At 48.1% G+C, this 21,760-nt stretch carries 19 protein-coding genes; 5 read left to right on the plus strand and 14 right to left on the minus strand.

Going from position 1 to position 21,760, the window contains the following annotated elements; translation table 11 throughout:
* Positions 1-16: 16 nt before the first annotated feature.
* From KNO68_RS06635 to KNO68_RS06670, 8 genes are all read right to left on the minus strand, one after another.
* Positions 17-1,009: a Gfo/Idh/MocA family protein gene (locus KNO68_RS06635; RefSeq protein ID WP_078147231.1), complete on the minus strand. Its 993-nt coding sequence runs from the start codon at positions 1,007-1,009 to the stop codon at positions 17-19.
* A gap of 99 nt (positions 1,010-1,108) precedes the next feature.
* On the minus strand, positions 1,109-1,501 hold the full coding sequence (gene yugI / locus KNO68_RS06640; protein ID WP_074033496.1) for a S1 domain-containing post-transcriptional regulator GSP13: 393 nt from the start codon (positions 1,499-1,501) through the stop codon (positions 1,109-1,111).
* Between the two features lie 197 nt (positions 1,502-1,698).
* Positions 1,699-2,943 carry a lysine N(6)-hydroxylase/L-ornithine N(5)-oxygenase family protein gene (locus KNO68_RS06645; protein ID WP_215112234.1) on the minus strand — a complete coding sequence of 415 codons (1,245 nt, stop codon included), beginning with the start codon at positions 2,941-2,943 and terminating at the stop codon, positions 1,699-1,701.
* 58 nt (positions 2,944-3,001) lie between these two features.
* The gene (locus KNO68_RS06650) at positions 3,002-4,186 is read right to left on the minus strand and encodes an aminotransferase (protein ID WP_074036420.1); all 1,185 of its coding nucleotides are present in this window, start codon (positions 4,184-4,186) and stop codon (positions 3,002-3,004) included.
* Positions 4,183-4,677: an Lrp/AsnC family transcriptional regulator gene (locus tag KNO68_RS06655; protein WP_215112235.1), complete on the minus strand. Its 495-nt coding sequence runs from the start codon at positions 4,675-4,677 to the stop codon at positions 4,183-4,185. Before KNO68_RS06655 ends, KNO68_RS06650 begins: the two co-directional genes overlap by 4 nt.
* A gap of 2 nt (positions 4,678-4,679) precedes the next feature.
* Entirely contained in the window at positions 4,680-5,480 is an 801-nt protein-coding gene (locus KNO68_RS06660) for a glycosyltransferase family 2 protein (RefSeq protein ID WP_074036418.1), read from the minus strand.
* Complete coding sequence (locus KNO68_RS06665; RefSeq protein ID WP_074036416.1) at positions 5,477-5,725, minus strand: NifU N-terminal domain-containing protein; 249 nt, start codon at positions 5,723-5,725, stop codon at positions 5,477-5,479. The genes KNO68_RS06660 and KNO68_RS06665 overlap by 4 nt, the downstream gene beginning before the upstream one ends.
* A 13-nt stretch (positions 5,726-5,738) precedes the next feature.
* Entirely contained in the window at positions 5,739-5,969 is a 231-nt protein-coding gene (locus tag KNO68_RS06670; protein WP_074036415.1) for a DUF1871 family protein, read from the minus strand.
* A 532-nt stretch (positions 5,970-6,501) separates the two neighbouring features.
* Here KNO68_RS06670 and KNO68_RS06675 point away from each other — a divergent pair.
* From KNO68_RS06675 to KNO68_RS06685, 3 genes are read left to right on the plus strand one after another with little or no spacing between them, the layout of a single operon-like run.
* Entirely contained in the window at positions 6,502-8,757 is a 2,256-nt protein-coding gene (locus tag KNO68_RS06675) for a ribonucleoside-diphosphate reductase subunit alpha (RefSeq protein ID WP_371730226.1), read from the plus strand.
* Positions 8,758-8,806: 49 nt separating this feature from the next.
* Positions 8,807-9,313 carry a flavodoxin domain-containing protein gene (locus KNO68_RS06680; protein WP_012726807.1) on the plus strand — a complete coding sequence of 169 codons (507 nt, stop codon included), beginning with the start codon at positions 8,807-8,809 and terminating at the stop codon, positions 9,311-9,313.
* The gene (locus KNO68_RS06685; protein ID WP_074036411.1) at positions 9,270-10,310 is read left to right on the plus strand and encodes a ribonucleotide-diphosphate reductase subunit beta; all 1,041 of its coding nucleotides are present in this window, start codon (positions 9,270-9,272) and stop codon (positions 10,308-10,310) included. The genes KNO68_RS06680 and KNO68_RS06685 overlap by 44 nt, the downstream gene beginning before the upstream one ends.
* An 81-nt stretch (positions 10,311-10,391) precedes the next feature.
* On the opposite strand, the gene KNO68_RS06690 is transcribed toward KNO68_RS06685, so the two are convergent.
* On the minus strand, positions 10,392-12,305 hold the full coding sequence (locus KNO68_RS06690; RefSeq protein ID WP_215112236.1) for an N-acetylmuramoyl-L-alanine amidase family protein: 1,914 nt from the start codon (positions 12,303-12,305) through the stop codon (positions 10,392-10,394).
* Positions 12,306-12,431: 126 nt separating this feature from the next.
* Complete coding sequence (locus KNO68_RS06695) at positions 12,432-13,211, minus strand: MazG nucleotide pyrophosphohydrolase domain-containing protein (protein ID WP_215112237.1); 780 nt, start codon at positions 13,209-13,211, stop codon at positions 12,432-12,434.
* Between the two features lie 79 nt (positions 13,212-13,290).
* Between KNO68_RS06695 and ytvI the strand changes: the two genes are divergently transcribed.
* Positions 13,291-14,424: a sporulation integral membrane protein YtvI gene (gene ytvI / locus KNO68_RS06700; protein WP_074036407.1), complete on the plus strand. Its 1,134-nt coding sequence runs from the start codon at positions 13,291-13,293 to the stop codon at positions 14,422-14,424.
* 10 nt (positions 14,425-14,434) lie between these two features.
* Here ytvI and KNO68_RS06705 read toward each other — a convergent pair whose 3' ends face one another.
* Both KNO68_RS06705 and KNO68_RS06710 read right to left on the minus strand, forming a co-directional pair.
* On the minus strand, positions 14,435-15,094 hold the full coding sequence (locus KNO68_RS06705) for a DUF429 domain-containing protein (protein ID WP_078147240.1): 660 nt from the start codon (positions 15,092-15,094) through the stop codon (positions 14,435-14,437).
* 132 nt (positions 15,095-15,226) lie between these two features.
* Positions 15,227-16,666: a leucyl aminopeptidase gene (locus KNO68_RS06710; RefSeq protein ID WP_078147241.1), complete on the minus strand. Its 1,440-nt coding sequence runs from the start codon at positions 16,664-16,666 to the stop codon at positions 15,227-15,229.
* Between the two features lie 325 nt (positions 16,667-16,991).
* Between KNO68_RS06710 and ptsP the strand changes: the two genes are divergently transcribed.
* Entirely contained in the window at positions 16,992-18,710 is a 1,719-nt protein-coding gene (gene ptsP, locus KNO68_RS06715) for a phosphoenolpyruvate--protein phosphotransferase (RefSeq protein WP_078147242.1), read from the plus strand.
* A gap of 50 nt (positions 18,711-18,760) precedes the next feature.
* Here the strand turns inward: ptsP and KNO68_RS06720 are convergent, their stop codons facing one another.
* Together KNO68_RS06720 and ptsG are read right to left on the minus strand one after the other, a co-directional pair.
* Positions 18,761-19,594 (minus strand): aldo/keto reductase, encoded by an 834-nt coding sequence (locus tag KNO68_RS06720; protein WP_078147243.1) that lies wholly within the window; start codon positions 19,592-19,594, stop codon positions 18,761-18,763.
* A gap of 124 nt (positions 19,595-19,718) precedes the next feature.
* Positions 19,719-21,758, minus strand: coding sequence for a glucose-specific PTS transporter subunit IIBC (gene ptsG / locus KNO68_RS06725; protein WP_078147244.1), 2,040 nt, complete (start codon positions 21,756-21,758; stop codon positions 19,719-19,721).
* Positions 21,759-21,760 lie beyond the last annotated feature (2 nt).

Raw genomic sequence — 21,760 nt, forward strand, 5'->3', positions numbered from 1 at the left:
ATGAAAAGTATCGTGCTTATGCGTAGATGCGATCGATGATCCGATGCAAGATGACCGCTTCCTCCGCTTGACGATAGTTCGGCTCTTCTCCACAGGCCTCAAGGAAGAGTCGGATTTGCCGCTCATACGGGTCGTGTTCAGTCAAATAAGCTGGTCGCTCGTCAAACAATGCCCCATATTTCTCCGTGTGGAGCGTGAGCGGGAACAGACTGGCTCCGGCGTTCGTGCCGCGACATTCCACACGCATCGTATCTTTCTCTTCGATATTGGCCATATAGCTGACGTCGAGCAATAAGGATGCCCCATTTTCAAACGTGATCATCGCCCTCGCCGTATCCTCGACCGAGAGCGAACTCGCGTCCCATTCCCCTAACAAACCGACACCCGGTCGATTCCCTAAATATTGACCGACGTGCCCAACGACCTCTCTCGGTTTCGGGTATCCCATCAAATGAAGCGCTAGGTCTAACATATGCACACCGATGTCGAGCAGGGCGCCCCCGCCTTGCAGTTCTTTATTCGTGAAGACTCCCCATCCCGGAATGCCACGTCGCCGAAGCGCGAGCGCCGTCGCTGCATAGATATCTCCAAGTTCTCCCGCGTCAATCATTCGCTTCAACAGAACCGTATCTGCACGATGTCGGTAATGGAATCCGTAATGCAATGTTTTTCCGGCTCGTTTTGCCGCTTCTAACATCTCAATTGCCTCATTCTCCGAGATACCGGGTGGTTTCTCACAGAGAACGTGACATCCTGCTTCAAGCGCAAGCAGCACTTGCTCTTTATGTAAGGCGTTTGGTGTACAGATACTGACCGCATCGAGATTTTCGCGTGAAAGCATCTCTTCGACCGTCTCATAAAGGTTCGGGATGCCGAACTGCCGGGCGACACGTTCCCCGTTTGCCCGTGTCCGGTTCATGACCGCTATCACATCCATCCCTGCTTTGACATAATTCGGGATATGGGCACTCGTCGCAATTCCTCCCGTTCCGATGATGCCAATCTTCATGCCATCCCCTCCTATTCGCTTTACAGTTTCGTCATTCAATTCGCCGATTCCTGTAAAATAAAAAAGGTGACCCGTTTAGAACGGGCCACCTTGGGACACTTACTTCTTGAAGTTTGTGTTTTTGATCCAGTCTTCAAGTTTGTCTTTGAGGACTGTGAATCCTGGAGCTTCTTCTTGCTTGAAGTTTGAAGATGCTTCGTTGCGGCGTGGCGCACGACGAGCTGGCTTCGCAGACTTCTCGCGTTTTGGAGCTTCTTGAGTCGCTTTCATTGAAAGCTTGATTTTTTTAGAAGCTTCGTCCACTTCAAGGATTTTCACTTCAACTTCTTGACCAACTTGAACGTAATCGTTTACGTCTTTTACGTAGTCGTGTGAGATTTCTGAAATGTGTACAAGACCTTGAGTCTCATCGTCGAGTGCTACGAAAGCACCGAAAGGTTGGATTCCTGTTACTTTACCTGTTAATACTTGATCTTTTTCGTATTTTGCCATTACAAACAACTCCTATGCTAAATTCATCAACTTACTATAACATACTTTTTTCGATAAAGTGTAGAATTTAGTAAAAAAGATTATTTTTGACGTGTTGGTATGTTTTAAAGTCGAAGTGCGGGGTAAATACAAATCAAGCAAGACTTCAAGTATTCCCCCCTGATTCCGCTAGGCGACTCGCCTAGCCCTTTTTTTGTTCAAAATGTCGTAAACGGCTTCTGATGGCGAATCGGATAGACCGTTTCCCCAGCCATGTCGTTCAATATGACCGCATTTCGATAGATAGCCATCCCGAGATTCGTCGCAGCCGGACCATGCGAATGCTCTAAATTTGTATGCGTGAACAACTTCCCGCCTAACGACTCGTTCATGATCACTTCATACGTGTCACGGACTGCCCATTCTCCCTCTGCTTCCCATACGACCGGGAGCTGATTGACCCAAGATGGGACCACCGGGCGATACCCCGTCGCCACGACGACGAGATCGTACTCTCTTTCAATCACTTCTCCCGTATACCGTTGGGTCCCTTTCAAACGATGTGTCAACCAATCATAAGTGATCGATTCCACTTCGACCTGTGTCATCATGTCAGCTTTCGTCGCTTTCGCTTCTGCCGTCCGATGATACAACGTCTCATAGATCGAGGTCATCGTCTCAGGATTGACACCATGACGGAAACGCTCGAATGACCCGAGTAGCTCTTGCCGAGCGTCGTACGGTAGTTTATGAAAATAATCGACATAATCCACACTAAAAATTTCATCCCCAAGCTTGCCTGCTTCGAGTGACTCAAATTGTTCGGAGCGTGTGATCCAGTCGACGCGTTGTTCATCCGTCGCTTCACGCAACAAGTCCAGAAAGACTTCCGCCGCACTCTGTCCACTCCCGACGACCGCGACACGATATCGGTCTTTGAGGACGTCCCGGTACGTCAAATAATCGCTCGTATGAATGACTTGTTCAAACCCGTCCGGCACGAATGGCGCCGCCCCTGTCCCTAGAACGAGATGTCTTGTATGAACTTGTGTCGATCGACCATCTGATTCGACGGTCACGAGGAAGCCCTCTTCTTCCACTACAACGTCAGACACATAATGATTGAAACGAATCGTCGACAGTTGATTTACAACCCATCGCAAGTAACGATTGTATTCCGTTCGAGGAATCTTATCTTGTTCTTGCGTGATAAATGTTTGGAGTCGACCCGTATCACTCAAATAGTTCAGAAAACTCGATGGATGGGTCGGGTCCGCCAACGTGACGAGATCTTGTAAATAATGCGTTTGCATCGTCATCCCTTCAATCAACATGCCTTCATGCCACATCATCTCCGCGCGTTGCTCAAAGCAAACCCCATGCAGTTCAGTCTTCTCCGCAAGGGCCATGAGACCAAGATTATACGGACCACACCCGATTGCAACAAAGTCAAATTGTTTCATCCTCTTCACCTCGCCCGTCTTTTCCCTTTCGTTATATCGCTAAAACGCCAAAGAACTCTCACGAATGAGAGTCCTTGGCTACTGTGACTTCGAATTGTTTCATGAAACGTTGAATCCGGAGAATCGCTTCTTGTAGTTGTTCGAGCGAAGTCGCATAACTCGCTCGGACGAACCCTTCCCCGCTCTCACCAAAGGCGTTTCCAGGAACAACGGCGACACGTTCTTCGACGAGAAGACGTTCTGCAAATTCTTCACTCGTCAATCCAGTATGTCGAATCGAAGGGAAGGCATAGAATGCTCCGCCTGGCACGTGCGTCGGAAGCCCTGCTTCGTTCAGCGCTTGTATGAAATAGTTTCGACGTTGACGATAACTTTTCACCATGCTCGGCACGTGCTGATCACGGGTCCGAAGTGCCTCGAGTCCACCGAATTGAACGAGCGTCGGTGCACACATCATGCCGTATTGATGGACCTTTAACATCTCTCGCGTGACGATTTCCGGTGCGCATGTGAAGCCAAGGCGCCATCCAGTCATCGCGAACGCCTTCGAGAAACCGTTGACGACAATCGTCCGGTCTCGCATGTCGTGAAGCGTCGCAAAGCTGACAAATGGTTCGTCGTAACAGAGTTCCGCATAAATCTCATCGCTGACGACCCAAAGGTCATACTTTGTCGCGAGCTCTGCGATTTGTGCGAGTTCATCGCCATTCATCGTGGCGCCCGTCGGATTGGACGGGAAGCAAAGCAAGATCGCTTTCGTCCGTTCTGTGATGGCTTGCTCAACGTCTTCCCGATCGAGTCGAAACCCTTTTTCCGGACGACATGCGACAGGGACGACGGTCCCACCTGCCAACTCGATGAGTGGACCATATGAAACGAATGCCGGTTCGACCACGATGACCTCGTCCCCTGGATTGAGAAGGGCACGGAATGCGATGTCGAGCGCCTGCGATGCCCCAGTCGTGACAATCAATTCAGACGTCGGATCGTATTCGACTAAAAAGCGTTCTTTCATATAAGTAGCGATTTCTTCGCGCAACTCGATGAGACCGGCGTTGGCGCTATACGCTGTATAGCCTTCTTCGAGTGCGGCATAGCTCGCTTCTCGCACGTTCCATGGTGTGATGAAATCCGGTTCTCCCACCCCGAGAGAGACCACGTTATCCATCGTCTGTGCTAAGTCAAAGAAACGGCGAATGCCCGATGGCTTCATCGAGACGACTTGATTCGATAAAGACTTCATGGCGTGATGTTCAACCGCTTATCTTCAGTTTGTGGGGTGAACAAGATCCCGTCATGTTTGTACGTCTTCAATTTGAAGTGGGTTGTCGTCGACAAGACCGAATCAAGCGGCGATAGCTTGTCTGAGACAAATGAGGCGACGTCTTGAAGCGAGTTCGCCCGAATGACGACTTGAAGGTCATAAGCTCCCGACATCAAATAAAGCGCCGTCACTTCTGGGAAGCGATAAATACGCTCGGCCACGTCGTCAAATCCGCGTCCTCGTTTCGGAGTGACTTTAACGTCAATGAAGGCAGTGACATCGTGACGATTGATTTTTTGCCAATTGACCATGGCACGAAATCCGAGGAGAATCCCGTCTTGCTTGAATTTCTCAAACATCGATTCAATCGTCTCCTCATCGAGTGCCAACAAATCAGCCAACATCTTCGTCTCGAGATACCCTTTTTCTTCTAACAGCTCTAACAACTCAAGTTCTTTTGATGAATACATACTTATTCTCCTTCCGTTCGACCAGGTAGCACGCCTGTGAACGTTCTCTCTGTCTGTCTCACGAATGCACGTCGTTCCTCCTGAACGATATGGAAATTCTTCATCTCCATGTCTGTCAGACCGTGCTTTTGACAGAAATGATCAAAATAACGACGTCTCGTTTCATCCTGTTTTGCCGACAGGTTATCCGTCCCGTTGAAGGCGTAAAGTACCGTCGCACGCGCCGGGTGTGACACCGTGAATGCATCCATCACCCTCAACAAGAAATCCCAATCCCAGTAGTTATAGACGTCTTCGTCGAATAGACCGATCGTGTCATGAATCGATTTGCGATACATCGTGCCCGAAGGGATGAACGTCGAGTCCTGACGCATCCGCTCTCGATCAAACGCGTAAGCGAACGGTTCCCAGTCCGTCACGACACGACGGCCCGCTCTCCATTCGAATCGGAACAGCTCAGCATCCGAATAGACGAGGTCTGCCTGTTGAAGGTCGCGTAGCCCCTCCTCCAAGTGTGTCGGCATGAGCAAATCGTCATCGTCTAGTAGCAAGATGACATCGCCTCTCGCCTCGAGAACACCACGATTACGGGCCCGGACGTGATGGTTCTCACCCACTTCGATGACACGTGCATCCAATTGATTCAAAAAAGGCGCCAAAAGGTGTTGTTTTGGCGGTCCTTCATTATTCATGACCAAGACCTCAAACTGCTGAAATGTTTGGACCGTTAGACTTTCAAGCAGTTCCGTCAGTTCCGTCTCGCGTTTATAAGCCGGAATGACAATCGAGACAATCGGTTTCATCCGCGATATGCCGTCTCAACGAGTGGAAGAATTGCTTCCCAGCTCACACCGTTCTCCTTTGATACGGTCACAAAGTCACCATAAGCAAAGACACTCTCCACGCCTTCGATTTCAACTAGTTTTGCGAGGAGCGGCTGATCTGTCGCTTCGCCCGCCTTCACACTTTGACTCTTGGCGCCAAACACGTTCTCTGGAAGTGTCACTTTCATCGCATTCGGATTCGGTGTTGGATCAATTCGTAACATTATTGGTTCCTCCTTATAGTTGGCAAGATGACGATACGAGGAGTCGCTGCGCCATCTCGAAAATCTCTGTTTCTGGTGGACACGCATCGAACGCTTCAAGAAGCGTTCGGCGAATCACTTCGGTCAATTGTTCGGGAGAATCGACATAGGTTAATGCCATCATGACTTCATCAAACTCAGGTCCGTATGAACCTGCCCCATAACCGAGTGGGTCCCATGTTAATAATAAGTCTTCTGTACGCACTTGTTAAACCCTTCTTTTCGCTGAAATTCCATGTCCTACTTCACCAATCTACCTTACTTTTTACTCGGATACCAGCCTTGACAAATGGATTCATATTTCTTGATTCATCAGAACACTATATCTAGTATGAAATGAATATGCAGGTATTTTGATAAGTAACGTCAAATACAATCCATTCCACCTCAAACAAACGGATGAAATGTTTCATCAAGAGTGATGAAATCGAATTCATCAATTTGTGAAAAAACAAGCAAAGACAATACATAATTTTTTTTCATCTCAGTTCTCTGTCTCAAATTGGGTCATGAAGCCCTTTTGGAGCAAAAGCAAAAAGGTGACGGGCACATTCCAGAATGTCAAGGATTGAAAAACTAAATATAGGTGTTTTATGATTAAAAAGATAAAAAAGTGTCAATATATAGTTAACGGGTATTTTGATTGTTAACACGATATTGTGACAGGTAAGGAAGTTCTTATTATCCTTTTATAACGTCTACACCATCTAAAGGAGTGATCTATTTTGACATCCCCTATCCACCACGAGACGATGCTACCAGCGGCTCCAACGCTTTCTGACGTCTCTTCTCTTATTCAATCTATCCAGACACGGTATCCTCACTTAAGCGTAGAGCGCTATGAAGAACGGGCTATTCGGGCGCTCGAGACAAAAACGCTAACACAAGATGTAGTATATGACTTATTGACGATGCATGCCCTCGATATGTTGAAAGCCGAAGAACCGGACTGGACGTTCGTGGCAACGGAAATGTACTTGAACCGCCTCTATCTTGAAGCGGCACGCAACCGCGGTTACGAAGCATCTATGCGTTATGGTAACTTCTATCAACTGGTCGAGACGTTAACATCAAAACGAATTTTCACGTCAGCTCTTCTCGATACGTATTCAAAAGAAGACATGGACCATCTCGAAACATTGATCGATCCATCCCGTGACCGTCTCTTCACATATATCGGACTCCGCACGTTGTCGGACCGCTATCTTGGGCGCGATCATGTGAAGAACCTTTATGAGCTTCCACAGGAGCGCTTCATGGTCATCGCGATGACGCTCATGCAAAAAGAAGATGAGACGACTCGATTGAAGCTCGTCGAAGAAGCTTATTGGGCTTTATCAAACCTTTATATGACGGTCGCGACACCAACGTTGTCAAACGCCGGTAAATCATATGGACAGCTCAGCTCTTGTTTCATTGATACAGTTGATGACTCCCTCCGTGGCATTTATGATTCGAACACCGATGTGGCGACGCTCTCAAAAGGTGGCGGTGGAATCGGTGTCTACCTCGGGAAAATCCGTTCACGTGGTAGTGACATCAAAGGATTCAAAGGCGTCTCAAGTGGTGCCCTTCCTTGGATGAAGCAATTGAACAACACAGCCGTCTCTGTCGACCAACTCGGTATGCGTCAAGGCTCAATTGCCGTCTATTTAGACATTTGGCATAAGGACATCTTCGAATTCCTCGACGCGAAATTGAACAACGGGGATGAGCGCCTCCGTACACACGACTTGTTCACAGGCGTTTGCTTACCGGACCTCTTCATGCGTACGGTCGAGGCACGCGGCGACTGGCACTTGTTCGATCCACACGAGATTCGTACCGTGATGGGATATAGCCTTGAAGACTATTTTGACGAATCAGAGAACGGTGGAAGCTTCACAGAGAAATATATGGAATGTGTCAACACGCCAGAATTATCTCGTGTGACAGTTCCAGCCATCGACCTTGTAAAACGTTACATGCGCTCACAACTCGAAACAGGTACACCATATATGTTCTTCCGAGACGCAGTGAACCGCGCAAACCCAAACAAACATGCAGGGATGATTTACAGTTCAAACCTTTGTTCCGAAATCGCGCAAAACATGTCGGCAACGACAATCGAAGAAGAATACACACAAGACGGAAAAATCGTCATCACAAAGACACCTGGTGATTTCGTCGTCTGTAACTTGAGTTCAATCGCACTTGCTCGTGCCGTGAAAGCCGATGTGCTCGAACGACTCATCCCGATTCAAATGCGTATGCTCGATAACGTCATCGATTTGAATACGATCGAAGTTCCACAGGCGATGATCACGAACCAGAAGTATCGTGCAGTCGGTCTAGGAACGTTCGGTTGGCATCACTTGCTCGCACTAGAAGGAATCCGTTGGGAATCGGTCGATGCCGTTCAATATGCAGAGAAACTCTATGAAAAAATCGCGTATCTCACAATCCAAGCATCGATGGAACTCGCCAAAGAAAAAGGAGCATTCGGCGTCTTCGAAGGTTCAGAATGGCATACAGGCGAATACTTCAAGCGCCGGAACTATCGTTCACACGACGACCTCGATTGGGACGGTCTCGCAGCAGAAGTACATCAAAACGGCGTCCGTAACGCCTATATGATGGCCGTTGCACCAAACTCATCGACGGCGATTATCGCTGGTAGTACCGCATCGATTGACCCGGTCTACAAAAAGGTCTACTCAGAAGAGAAGAAAAACTATAAGATTCCAGTCACGGTTCCCGACTTGACGCCGGACACGAACTGGTTCTATAAATCAGCATTTGAAATTGATCAATTATGGAGCATCCGTCAAAACGCGGCTCGCCAGCGCCACATCGACCAAGCAATCAGCTTCAACTTATACGTGAAGAACGATGTAAAAGCGACAGAGCTTCTTGCGATGCACCTCGAGGCATGGTCTCTTGGCATGAAGTCGATTTACTACACTCGTTCGACGACCGTCGAAGTCGACGAATGTGAGTCGTGCGCTTCGTAAACCGTCGTCATAATCATTATGTACATTTTATAGAAAGGTGGTCCACCCTATGAACATCGCAATCATCTGTCATTCGATGAGTGGAAACACGGAAGAAGTGGCATCGCTCATCGAATCGACACATCATCGCCGTGGCGATACGGTCGTCCGCTATGATGCCGATCGCGTCGGATATCGCGAAGCAAAGTCGCTCGCTTCGTTCGACCTCGTCTATTTCGGCTCTTACACGTGGGCAGACGGAATCTTACCAGACGAAATGAAAGATACGTTCCGCCTCGTGTTAAAGGAACTCCAAGTGCCGATTCGACAAGCTGCGGTATTCGGAACGGGTGACAAGATGTTCGTACATTTCTGTCGCGCTGTTGACGAGATGGCGTACCACCTTTCAAAATACGGAATCCCACTTGCCGGGGAACTGCTTAAAATCGAGCAGTCCCCACGTAACCAACCGTTCAACGTCCAACATTGGGCAGAGCGGATGGCTCACCATGTAGAAGAAGGAGTTATGCATCATGTCGATTCAGAAAATCAAATTATTGTCGCCCAAACATCCTAACCGGGCAACCGCCATCATTGGCGGGGAAACGAGTTCGATCGTCAATTGGAACGATATCGCGTATCCTCAGTTCTATACCATTTACAAACAGTTATTATCGAACTTTTGGATTCCTGATGAGATCTCAATGTCTAAGGATATGCAACAATGGCCGCAATTGACTGAACGTGAACAGGATGCATTCAAACGGATCATCGGACTGCTCTCGATTCTCGACTCGGTCCAGACACGATACATCCTCGAGTCTTCTATGTTCTCATCTGACTCGTCTGTACACGCCGTTCTCGCGGTCATCGCACAACAAGAGGTCGTGCACAATCAATCATACAGCTATGTCCTATCAAGTCTCGTGCCACTCGCTGAACAAAATCGAATCTTTGACATCGCCAAAGATGATGAAATGGTCATGAAGCGCAATCAATTCATCTTGGACTTATATGAAGCGTTCCGCGAGACTCCGAACGCTGAAAACTTTGCGAAATCACTCGTTGCATCCGTCATTCTAGAAGGCATCAACTTCTATTCAGGATTCGCTTATTTCTACAATCTCGCCCGCCACCAAAAGATGGTCGGTACATCCACGATGATCAGTTATATCCAACGTGATGAGATGCAACATTCTTACTTCATCAGCCAGCTCTTACGTGCCGTGCTGACAGAAAATCCGAAGATTGATGAAAACGGAAAGTTCAGTCAGTTCGTATACGACACGATGGCAGAAGCGGTCGACCTTGAGATCGAGTGGTGTGAATACGTTCTCCGTGACCTCGATGGACTCGACGTCAGTGAAATGCGAGACTACGTCAAATACTTGGCGAATAAACGACTCCGCGTCATCGGTCTGAATGACTTGTATGAAGGATTTGACGAAGATGTCATGCCTTGGATCCGGGCATACTCAGATGACTCGCTCAATGCGACAAAATCTGATTTCTTCGAACAAAAGTCACGTTCTTATGCGAAAGTGACAGACGCGAACGGATTTGATGATCTATAAAATTGAACCGAACCGATTTAATCGGTTCGGTTTTTTTGTACATCAAAAAAACCCAGACAATCATGTCTGGGTTAATTCAAATCAATAATAAGTCTGAACATATTTGGCAATTCCTTCAGCCACACCTTCCGCCATTTGCTGACGAGACGTGTTACTTCGAAGGTAAGTCAAATCTGTTGGTGATGAGATAAATCCTAATTCGACGAGTGCAGATGGCATTGTATTATACGTAATAACGTAATAATTAGCTGTTTTCACTCCTCGGTTCGACATTCCACTCATTTTACCCGCCAAGTTGCTTTGAATGTTTGAAGCAAGGACACGACTTCGAGCGCTGTGCGCAGACTGAGAAGAAAAGAACGTTTCTACCCCTTTCGCAGATGATGAACCGGCTGCGTTGACGTGCATACTTACAAACAAATCACCACGTAACGACTTCGCTGCAGCAACTCGCTGATCTAGAGTCAAATAGACATCAGTCGAACGAGTGAGACGTACATTGTAATCATATTTTGAGCGAAGATAAGCTTCTACACGTTTCGTTACATCGAGTACAATCGTTTTCTCATAGAGAGATCCATTAACTGCTCCCGAGTCTTTTCCACCGTGTCCTGGATCAAGGACGATGACTGTTCCAGTCGATGTGCTCGGCTTAGATGTCATCACGAATGCTGAAGAAATGAAAGCATCTTGTCCGTTGAACTTGATTTTATGGAAACCATTGGTTGTCCCATAATGTAAAACAGCTGTTCCGTGATTGAGTTGACCAACCACATTCGAATCAAGACTCGCTTTCGAACGAACGTTCAATACATCACCTGGTGTGTTGATGTATACCGTACCTTTTGGTGCAGCTTCCGGCGCAGCCGGGGCTTTCCCTTTCGTCAACCACGAACTCGCTGTGTAGTAGACTTTCGAGCCGATCTGAACAGTCGACCAACTCGAATTGTACGCTTTGTATGAAACAGCCGTGTATTTCGGAAGAACCATGAGGACTTCCGAACTCTGATGGGTTTTTCCAAACAAGTTTACTGTACGGTTAGCATACCCTTGCGTGAGTCCATCATCTGGTTTCGTTGTCGTCGGAGGTTCTGTCGACGTTTTCGAAGTAGAGATCCAAGCTGTCGGTGTGTAATACGTTTCACTTCCGAGATAGACAATCGACCAACTCGAGTTGTATTTGCTCGAGACGACAGCCGTGTTCACGGGAAGTATCTTCTTCACCGCCGACCGTTGATTCCGCTCAGCGAAGAGTTTCAGCTCCCGGTTTGCATACCCGTCTTTTTTCTCTACACTGCTATCCAATGTACCTTCTGTAATGCCCCAAGTCGGTGTGTAGTACGTTTCGTTCCCGATATAAACAATCGACCAGCTCGAATTATATTTGCTCGAGACGACAGCCGTGTTCACGGGGAGTACCTTCTTCACCGCCGAACGTTGATTCCGCTCAGCGAAGAGTTTCATCTCACGGTTCGTGTATCCATTTGTCCGATCCACATTCGACTCGGTGAGTTTTGGTGCGATGTAAGCTTTTGCGGCATAGTACGTCTTCCCGTTCAAGTAGACTTTTGCCCAAGAAGAATTATAAACGGCATACTTCACTTCCGTCCCTTTCTTCAATGTAGCGACAATCTTCGCCGATCGATGAGACGTGACTCGTACGTTTAAGTTCGCAGTTGTCACACCAGTAGACGTTGCCGCCTGCGTCGTTAGCGAACTTGAAGTGGATGAAAGTTTCCGAATGTACTGGGCCGAGGCATAGTATGTACGATTGTTTACATACACTTTGTGCCAGGACTGATTATACGTTTCATACTTTACTTTCGTGTTTTTTGGTAATGTTTTCACTACCTTCCCACTCAGACTAGGGGATGTACGAATGTTCAAATTGACAGTCGTCTCTCCATCGTAAGTAGCAGCTTCAGCAGACGGAAGTTGCATACCAAACAAGAGGACCGTTAAGATGAGGGCAACTTTCAATAGTTTCATTTTCATCTAAAATATTCCTTTCTCATTGCGGCATTTCCTACTAACAACAATTTCATATTAGCATAATGCTTTTTTAAAAAAAGTAAATATTTGAAAAAAAGATGAATGTTTTTGATAAAAAGGTAAATGTTTTTATTTGACCGGTCGGATGATCAGAAACGTCTCCGCACCGTAACGTTCGATGGCGACAGTAAAACCTTCTTTAATCGAAGGATTCTCTGTAACAATCAATCCATCTCGTTTCTGTTGAATTACAAATCCGTCCAATCCTTCAATCGCTGCAATGCGACAAAAACGCTCGATATGTTGTTCTCGTTCTATATATCGGTCGAATCGCTCAAATGATTTAACTGGGACCCCGCCCCAATAGCGACCTGACTGATGCGATAAATAAGTACGCACCGATGTCTCCGTAATCGGATCCGGCGTATGATCAAATCGTCCAAAGTCCCGGGCCGACTTCTCTTCGATGAGGGCAAAGAGTGAATCGAACAGATTGAGATGGTAAGACTCTCCAAGAGACAAAACGGCACGTTGCAATTGCTCGATATGATGCTGTAGTGATTGACCTTTACGGTTCGGTTTTAACTTCTTATCGCCTTCATAAGCGTTCAAAATCCGCGCCACTTCCCCTGCCTCTTCCACAATTTGAAAATACAGCTTCTCTTTCGATTCTCCTCCCTCCGCCTCTGGTTGTTGCAATGCAATCCCATACTGGTTTGCCAGACACGTGGAAATCACTAGTACATCAAGTAACTCCTCTTTCAACTCATCCCGCGCCTCTCTCCTTAACGCGCCACCTACTTCTCCTACCTCTTCTAACAATCGTGCTAGCCCGGATAAAGGTCTCCAGTAACCACCTAAATGAAGAATCATCGTATTGATTTTCTGTTGAACTTCTCTCACGTTCATTCACCTATCTTTCTGCTTTATTTACCGCTTACATGATATACTATGCTCAACCTAGTTGTCCGGAAAGGGTGGGTTCCACATGTCGTCGGCAAGACTTTGGCAATTGCTTCGATTCATTCTCGTCGTAATCGGTTTCTTTTTAATCACTTGGCTATTGAATATACTTTTCGAATATACATATCCGTTCGTATTTGCCTTGCTCTTGTCCTTGATGACCGTCCCGCTCGTCAACTTTTTCGAGCGAAAATCAAATATGCCTCGTGCACTCGGCACTCTCATTTCCTTGATCATCGTGCTTAGCATCGTCGTCGGAATCATCACCATCGTCATCATCCAATTGATTCATTATGCAACGGTGGCAGCGGAACGACTCCCTGAACAAATTGAGACACTCACCGAGTTTATCCAACGACTGTTCAATGAGAAAATCGCACCGCTCGTCAATGATGCATACGAGAGCTATCAGCAGTTAAATCCCGGACAGACGACCTCGCTCGAGGGAGGAATCACCGAGCTCGGTGTCCAACTCGCCTCAGCGATTGGTGTCTTGTCCCGCGGAGTGGCCAGTGTGCTACAAAACATGTTAGCAGCGCTCCCGCTCGTCTTGTTGCTCGTGGTCGTCATTGTCCTCGCCTGGTTCTTCATCACAAAGGATTGGCCATCATACGTCAACTCACTGAATCGTCTGAACAAACGAAAAGGATTCAAAGAATTCGAGGAAGTGATGATCAACCTCAAGTCTGCCCTATTTGGATACGTCCGTGCCCAGTTCACGCTCATCTCCATCACATTCGGGATCGTCTTGATCGGAATGCTCATCCTCCGTGTTGACAACCCGCTCTCTTTCGCTTTACTCGCGGGGTTCTTTGACCTTTTGCCTTATTTAGGGGTCGGTACGCTACTTATTCCTTGGGCCGCCTATGCCGCGGTGACAGGTGATTGGTTCGTGGCCATCGGATTGGTCGTGTTGTATATCATCGTCATCGTCCAACGCAACTTGGCTGAACCGAAAATTGTCGGTTCCCATATCGGATTGAATCCACTGGTCGCACTCATCTCCATCTTCGTTGGATTAAAGCTATTCGGTGTACTCGGCTTTATCGTCGGGCCCGTACTCGCCGTCCTGTTGAAAGCCGTATACAATGCCAAAGTGTTTCATTACATATGGCGATTTATCGTCGGTCCGCCTACGACGACAGCAAAAGAGCGATGAAATGTTGATTTCATCGCTCTTTTTTCATTTGAGGTACAGCCACTACGGGTTGATCGGATTCTGCCGGCTGAAGCGAGAGACCACTTGTCCCCGCTTCATAGGCAGCTACCGCCAAGATGCACGCATCGATAATATCGTCGATTTGGACGTTCGACATCTTCCATTTCCATGGAGAACTTTTCGAGTATTGCCGAAGTAACTCGATTCGCTCATCCTGCCCTTCGACCGTCTTTTTCGAATGACTTGCCTCATGTCCCATCATGACCGAGAAACAAACTTCCGGATGTGATTCGTAAACGTCAGATGCCTTCACCTGCTGAAACTCACGGATCCGGGGAACAAGATTCCACGCTTGTTTACTAATTCCTTTGCCAACCAACGCCCGACTCCTTTCATTCGCTTCCTCATAAGTCGCTTCTTGCAACACCTCTTGAATCGGCGGAGTGAAGACGGACGACTTTCGTTGGCTGAGTCGGCAACGCATCCACGCATCGCATTCGCGGCTCGGATGGTCGACCGTTCCTAAATCTTTCGGCATATCCACAAAATGCATGGCACCATCAATCAGCAACTCCTCCAACGTCTCCGAAATCGTTAAACAAAGTGAGATGCTGTCATATGTGATCCGTACCCAGCCGCCACGTGCACCATCAATTCCTACTCCTACCATGTCGTACCTCCTGTAACATCATCAACACGCCAAATACGGCGAGAAACACTGTACTCCCTAACCAAATACGGTTCGGCCAAACCGTGTAGCATAGGCCACACAGAATCGCCAAACCGATTACGCCACCTGCTCTTACCGCTCCCACGATTCAATCATCCGTGCGAGGGTTCGAACCATGACACCCGTCGGCCCCTTCGGACCGAGGTCATTCGCTGCCGCTCGTTCGCTCGTTCCTGCAATATCGAGATGTAGCCATGGTGTATCGCCGACAAACTCACCGACAAATGCGCCACCAAAAATCATATGCCCGAAACGACCTGGTGAGTTGTTCAAGTCGGCAACTTCCGATTTTCTCACCTTGTCGATGAAGACATCGAAATATGGCATCTGCCACACGAGTTCGTTCGTCTCACGGCTCGCCTCTTCAAGAGAACGATAGAGGGTATCGTCGTTCGTTAGACAGCCCGTCACGTCTGTCCCGAGGGCGACGAGAACGCCACCTGTGAGCGTAGCCACATCGATGATGGCTTTTGGTTCATACGTTTTCGCAAACGTGACCGCATCCGCTAATACAAGACGTCCTTCTGCATCCGTGTTCAATACTTCGATCGTCTTTCCATTCATGGCCGTGATCACATCATCTGGTTTGAACGCATCTCCAGAAATCATATTGTCGGTCGCACCGATGATGCCAATCACGTTCCGTTTTGGTCGCGTCAATCCGAGGGTCTCGAACAATCCGAGGACGGTAGCAGCGCCACCCATATCCCCTTTCATCCCGACGATGCCATCTTTCGGCTTAATTGAATAGCCGCCTGTGTCGAACGTGACACCCTTCCCGACAACGGCAATCGGAGCTTCTTCTGCCCCACGATACTCGAGTACAATCAATTTTGGAGGAATCGTCGACCCTTGGTTGACTGCGAGCAATGCCCCCATACCTAGTCCTTCCATCTCTTCTTTTTCAAGAATACGGTATTTGAAATCATGACGTTTCGCCAACTCAACCGCGTAATCCGCTAACGTCTCCGCTGTCAAAATATTGGCCGGCATCATCGTCAACGTTCGAGCGACATTGACCCCTTTCCCATAAGCCACACCCGCATCGATATCCGTCTGGTCCACGTCACCGAGCAACGTGATCGTCGGTTCTTCGACCGTTTCATTTGGAGCAGACTTATATGTAGGATGGGCATAGGTCGCCATTTCATACGCTTCTGTGAATATGCGTGCGGCACCATCCGTAAACGTATCAAGCGCTACGGCGACGTCCTTCAATCCACGTGACTTGATCAGTTTCGAGACTTTCCCGAACCAATTCCGAACATTCTCGGTCGTCATGTCATTTCGTTGACCAAGTCCGACAAATAAAACACGGGTCGTCTCACCGGCGAATGTCGGAAGGATTGTCACTTCCCCCGTCTTCGTAGAGAGGTCTCCTGATTGAATAAGCGCTTTGACGCGTCCATCAAACAATGTGTCGAGTCCCTCATCGATAGAATCAGCCGCTCCAATTCCGACGACGATTGTCTCGTAAGAATCGGTCCAATTTAATTGAGCAATTTGATACATATTGCCACTTCCCTTCTATATATATGGTAAGCATAACGAACTTCTCCAAAATAATGAAATAGTATGCGTAAGAGTCAAGAAATCTTCGAATTCATGGGCTATCTCCTCGTTGTGACGTTGTTTTATTTTATGATAGGATAAGAAAGTACGCAATCGGGCTTCTCTTCATCGTGAAGTGAGGCCAATTTGACTGGTCGAGGCTTCCCCTAGTCGTAGACCGTTGCTACTTTAACTTTCTCCGTTCTCGTTAATTCTTTTTTCTTTTCGGGTATGAAGTAACGAGGCAGGAAAGTACACTATTTCTTTGAAAAGAGGGACTACGCTTATGTCACACATTAAAGGTATTGGTGCATCTGCAGGAATTGCAGTTGCAAAAGCATTCGTCATGGAGACACCTTCATTCGATATCCCATCACACAAGATTGAAGATGTCGCTGCAGAAAAGGCTCGCTTCCAAGATGCGATCGCACAATCTAAAACGGAGCTTGAAGCCATTCGCGAACATACACTTCGTGAGCTCGGTCCAGACAAAGCCGAGATTTTCTCAGCTCACCTTTTAATCGTTGAGGACCCAGAAATCGTATCGCAAGTGAACGACAAAATTGAAAGCGAAAACATGAACGCAGCGAAGGCACTTGACGAAGTCGCCCAAACGATGATCATGATTTTCGAATCAATGGATAACGAATACATGCGCGAACGTGCAGCTGATGTTCGTGACGTCACAAAACGTGTCATGGCTCACATTCTCGGAGTGACATTCGTGACTCCAGCTTCGATTTCAGAAGAAGTCATCATCATTGCCGAAGATTTGACACCATCAGACACGGCACAACTTAACCGTAAATACGTCAAAGGATTCGCGACGAACATCGGCGGACGTACGTCTCACTCTGCCATCATGTCACGCTCACTTGAAATTCCGGCAGTCGTTGGAACAAAAGTGGCCCTTGAAGAAATCAAAAACGGTGACCTCGTCATCATCGACGGAACAGAAGGTGACGTCTTCGTCAACCCTTCAGAAGATCTCGTCAAAGAATACGAAGGCAAACGTGCTGATTTTGAAGCGTACAAAGAAGAGTTGAAGCAACTCGTCAACGAAGAGTCAATCACAGCGGACGGTCACAAAGTGAAGCTTGCTGCGAACATCGGGACACCGAACGACCTCGAAGGCGTTTTGAAAAACGGTTCAGATGCAATCGGGCTCTATCGTACGGAGTTCCTATATATGGACTCTGAAACGTTCCCGACTGAAGAAGAGCAATACACAGCTTACAAAACGGTTCTTGAAGGCATGGAAGGCAAGCAAGTCGTCATCCGTACACTCGACATCGGTGGCGACAAAGAGTTGTCATACCTTGACCTCCCGAAAGAAATGAACCCGTTCCTCGGCTATCGTGCCATCCGCCTTTGCCTTGAGGAAACAGATTTGTTCCGCACACAACTTCGTGCCCTTCTCCGCGCCTCAGCTCACGGGAACCTCGCCATCATGTTCCCAATGATTGCGACACTCGAAGAGTTCCGCGCGGCGAAAGCCCTTCTTCTCGAAGAAGAAGCGAAGTTGAAAGAAGAAGGAATCGAAGTCGGACAATATGAGACTGGAATGATGGTTGAAATTCCATCAACGGCTGTCATGGCGAAACAATTCGCAAAAGAAGTCGACTTCTTCTCAGTCGGAACGAACGACTTGATTCAATACACGATGGCGGCTGACCGGATGAACGAAAAAGTTTCCTACTTGTACCAACCGTTCAACCCTGCCATCTTGAACCTTCTCCACAACGTCATCACAGAAGCACACAAAGCTGGCAAATGGGTCGGCATGTGTGGAGAGATGGCTGGAGAAGAACTCGCGATTCCAATCCTTCTCGGTCTTGGTCTCGACGAATTCTCGATGTCCGCTTCAAGCGTCCTTCGTGCGCGTAGCCTCGTGAAACGCTTGACGAAGTCGGAAACAGAAGCAATCGTCAACGAAGTCCTCAACATGGACACAGCTGAAGAAGTCGTGAACTTCCTTAGCGAAAAGTTCGACATTAAGAAATAATGGCAAAAGTCCTTCTCTCACTCGAGAGAAGGACTTTTTTATATACTGCATTAGAAATCAAAATCATCTGGGTCTGGACCGACACGTTGATATCGGTCGAGTGAGTCGATTCGTTCCATTTGATCTTTGGTCAATTCAAAGTCATGAACATCGAAGTTTTCTGCGATTCGATGTGGTTTGATGGATTTTGGAATGATGACCCATCCCGTTTGGAGATGCCACCGTAACAACACCTGGGCGACGGAACGATCGACTTCCTTTGCGACCTCTACTAAAGTCTGCTCTTCGAACAACCCTCCCTGCATAAGCGGTGCCCAAGCGACCGGTACGATGCCGTGCTCGCTCATATACGATGCTAACTCGGTTTGACGAAGCAACGGATGCCGTTCAACTTGGTTCACGGCTGGAACGAGGTCACTGTTTGCAGCCAATGTCTCGAGGTGATGGACTTGGAAGTTACTCACCCCGACTGCCCCGACACGTCCCTCTCGATACAACGTTTCGAGGGCACGCCAACTCTCGACCATCTTGTCTTCCACCGGCCAATGAATCAAATACAAATCTAACTGTTCCAATCCAAGACGAACGAGTGACGCCTCGTAGGCGGAGATGGCAGCATCGTAACCTTGATCAGCGTTCCATAGTTTCGATGTGATAAATAAATCTTCCCGGGAAATATTTGCGATTTCCATTCCTTTTCGGATTCCGTCACCGACCCCCTCTTCATTCTCATAAACGGCTGCCGTATCGATATGACGGTATCCTTGACGAATCGCCTCGACGACGGCATCCATGACTGTATCCCCATCTTTAACTTTGAAGACGCCAAGTCCAATAGTAGGAATGGCTTTCTGACCGTGATTCAATTGTATGGATTGTTTCATTTGTACCCCTTCTTTCGTGAGAATTCTCCTTCACTATAAGGGGGATTCTCCTTTTCCGGAATAAGGCACATTGAAGTAACTACACAAATCGAGCCGCCCCATGATAGGAGCGGCTCGTAATCATTTATTCTGGTCCTCTGTCATCGGCTCTAAAGTCGAGCGCTTCACCCGCGACGACAGTCTCACCGAATGGTACGACGACGACTTTTCCGTCCCCGTTCGTCCAAATGATTGGTGTAATCAGTGACGGCACTTTATCACGAATCGCGCTGAGGTCGACTTCGAGAAGGACGTCTCCCGCTTCGACCCGGGCGCCTTCTTCGACTCTCGCTGTGAATCCTTCCCCTTTCAGGTTGACCGTATCGAGACCGACGTGGATCAATAGTTCACGTCCATCGTCAGCCAAAATGCCAATCGCATGTTTCGTCGGGAAGAATGTCGTGATTTGACCGGTCACCGGCGAAACGACCTGTCCGGAACTTGGTTCAATCGCAAACCCTTCTCCCATCATGCGACCCGAGAAGACTTGATCCGGCACATCATCAAGTGATAACAGGACACCAGACATCGGAGCCAAGAAGCGATGATCGGCTTGTTCAGCCGCTTCCGGTGTAATGACTGCCTTCTCTACTTTTTCTTTCGGTTTGTATTCGCCACCTTCGATGATGGTCGCGATTTGTGATTTGAGCGTGTCCGATTTTGGTCCGAAGATGGCTTGGATATTGTCTCCTACTTCAAGGACACCAGCGGCACCGAGCGTTTTTAGAAGGTCTTTGTCAACTTGTTTCACGTCATTGACGGTGACACGAAGTCGCGTGATACATGCATCTAAATGTTTAATGTTTTCAGGACCACCGAGTCCGACGAGCACTTCATATGGCAAGTCGTCCCCAATCCCCGCTTTGTCCCCTTTCGTGCCAGTCTGCACGTCACGTCCAGGAATTTTCAGGTCAAACTTCGTAATAGCGAACCGGAATCCAAAGTAGTAGATGACCGCAAAGACGAGACCAACCGGGATGACGAGCCACCAGGCCGTCCGGTTCGGCAGGACCCCGAAGAGCAGATAGTCAATGAGACCACCAGAGAAGGTCATCCCAATCTTGACGTTCAGTAAATGCATCGTCATGAAGGAGAGACCGGCAAAGACGGCGTGAATTCCGAAGAGAAGTGGTGCAACGAAAACGAATGAGAATTCGACTGGTTCTGTGATCCCTGTCAAGAATGACGTAAGGGCAGCCGAGAAATAGAGACCCTCGACGTCTTTCCGCCGTTCTTTCGGAACCGTGTGGAACATGGCGAGACAGGCTGCTGGTAAGCCGAACATCATGAACGGGAATTTCCCGGTCATGTACGTACCGGCTGTGAATTCCACGCCGTCACGCAGTTGTGCGAAGAAGATCCGCTGGTCACCTTGTACGAGATCACCTGCTTGGTTCGTATACTCCCCGAATTGGAACCAGAATGGAGAATACCAAATATGGTGAAGACCGAACGGAATCAAGGAACGTTCTACTAATCCAAAGATGAATGCTGATAAGGCAACGTTTGCCTCGATGACCGTACTTGAGAACGTGTTGATCACATTCCCAATCGGTGGCCATATATATGCGAGCGCAATCCCGATAATCAAACTGAATGCGGCCGTCGCAATCGGGACGAACCGCTTCCCTGCAAAGAACCCTAAGAAATCTGGCAACTTGATGTTGAAATACTTGTTGTACGCATAGGCTGCAACAAGACCTGCGATAATCCCCCCGAATACCCCCATTTGGAGTGTCGGAATACCGAGAACGGTGGCATACTGCGGATCACCTTGAGCGATTTCCGCGGTAATCCCATTCCATGTGCTAATGACTTTGTTCATGATCAAATAACCGACAATGGCTGCTAGACCAGCAACCCCGTCCCCGTTCGCCAGGCCGATCGCGACCCCGACGGCAAACAGTAACCCTAAGTTTGCGAAGACGATGTCCCCGGCATCTGTCATGACTTGCCAAATCAGGACAAGTGAGTCATTCGCCAGAAACGGGAGCAATTCAACGAGGTCCGGGTTTTGGAATGCGGTACCAAACGCCAAGAGAAGACCGGCTGCCGGTAAGATCGCAACCGGAAGCATGAGTGCTTTCCCGATCCGTTGTAAAACGCCAAACACTTTCTTCCACATCA

This window comes from Exiguobacterium sp. s75 (genome assembly GCF_018617145.1).
GTDB classification, from domain to species: domain Bacteria; phylum Bacillota; class Bacilli; order Exiguobacteriales; family Exiguobacteriaceae; genus Exiguobacterium; species Exiguobacterium profundum.

Coding starts and splice junctions, on each gene's coding strand:
- KNO68_RS06635 (WP_078147231.1), bottom strand. CDS start 1,009: ATGAAGATTGGCATCATCGGAACGGGAGGAATTGCGACGAGTGCCCAT.
- yugI (WP_074033496.1), bottom strand. CDS start 1,501: ATGGCAAAATACGAAAAAGATCAAGTATTAACAGGTAAAGTAACAGGA.
- KNO68_RS06645 (WP_215112234.1), bottom strand. CDS start 2,943: ATGAAACAATTTGACTTTGTTGCAATCGGGTGTGGTCCGTATAATCTT.
- KNO68_RS06650 (WP_074036420.1), bottom strand. CDS start 4,186: ATGAAGTCTTTATCGAATCAAGTCGTCTCGATGAAGCCATCGGGCATT.
- KNO68_RS06655 (WP_215112235.1), bottom strand. CDS start 4,677: ATGTATTCATCAAAAGAACTTGAGTTGTTAGAGCTGTTAGAAGAAAAA.
- KNO68_RS06660 (WP_074036418.1), bottom strand. CDS start 5,480: ATGAAACCGATTGTCTCGATTGTCATTCCGGCTTATAAACGCGAGACG.
- KNO68_RS06665 (WP_074036416.1), bottom strand. CDS start 5,725: ATGTTACGAATTGATCCAACACCGAATCCGAATGCGATGAAAGTGACA.
- KNO68_RS06680 (WP_012726807.1), top strand. CDS start 8,807: ATGAACATCGCAATCATCTGTCATTCGATGAGTGGAAACACGGAAGAA.
- KNO68_RS06685 (WP_074036411.1), top strand. CDS start 9,270: ATGTCGATTCAGAAAATCAAATTATTGTCGCCCAAACATCCTAACCGG.
- KNO68_RS06690 (WP_215112236.1), bottom strand. CDS start 12,305: ATGAAAATGAAACTATTGAAAGTTGCCCTCATCTTAACGGTCCTCTTG.
- KNO68_RS06695 (WP_215112237.1), bottom strand. CDS start 13,211: ATGAACGTGAGAGAAGTTCAACAGAAAATCAATACGATGATTCTTCAT.
- ytvI (WP_074036407.1), top strand. CDS start 13,291: ATGTCGTCGGCAAGACTTTGGCAATTGCTTCGATTCATTCTCGTCGTA.
- KNO68_RS06705 (WP_078147240.1), bottom strand. CDS start 15,094: ATGGTAGGAGTAGGAATTGATGGTGCACGTGGCGGCTGGGTACGGATC.
- KNO68_RS06710 (WP_078147241.1), bottom strand. CDS start 16,666: ATGTATCAAATTGCTCAATTAAATTGGACCGATTCTTACGAGACAATC.
- ptsP (WP_078147242.1), top strand. CDS start 16,992: ATGTCACACATTAAAGGTATTGGTGCATCTGCAGGAATTGCAGTTGCA.
- KNO68_RS06720 (WP_078147243.1), bottom strand. CDS start 19,594: ATGAAACAATCCATACAATTGAATCACGGTCAGAAAGCCATTCCTACT.
- ptsG (WP_078147244.1), bottom strand. CDS start 21,758: ATGTGGAAGAAAGTGTTTGGCGTTTTACAACGGATCGGGAAAGCACTC.